The sequence below is a fragment of the Salifodinibacter halophilus genome, from assembly GCA_012999515.1.
In the GTDB taxonomy this organism is placed as follows: domain Bacteria; phylum Pseudomonadota; class Gammaproteobacteria; order Nevskiales; family Salinisphaeraceae; genus Salifodinibacter; species Salifodinibacter halophilus.
In genome coordinates this window covers 1-275 of sequence record JABEEB010000220.1, presented here as the reverse complement: position 1 = coordinate 275, position 275 = coordinate 1, and the positions used below count along the sequence as shown (strand labels likewise).

Sequence of the window (275 nt, the reverse complement as noted above, 5' to 3'; positions counted from 1 at the left end):
CGTTCTGGGCCACGTCTGCCCCCTTCCCGGCCGCTCCAGCCCGCCCCAGCGTCACGGCGTCCCGGATGCGTGCGCGCATGACGTTCCACTCCGCCGCGACGGCAAGCGATGCATCGTGTTCGGGGGCCGAACCGCCATCCGTCCCGTCGGTCGTCCCGCCGATCTCGGCACAGCCGGCCAGCCCGGCGGTGGCGAACAACGCCGCTCCCTTCGTCAAGACCGCTCGTCTACTCGGTGCCATGGATTTTAGGCTAGCCTAAACAGTGATAAGTGCG

1 protein-coding gene is annotated in these 275 nt (G+C 68.4%); it reads right to left on the bottom strand.

What is annotated here, in order from left to right:
- Positions 1–241, bottom strand: a 241-nt coding sequence (locus tag HKX41_11400; GenBank protein NNC24737.1) for a DUF5059 domain-containing protein, incomplete at its 3' end; no start/stop codon positions are given.
- Between the last annotated feature and the right edge of the window lie 34 nt (positions 242–275).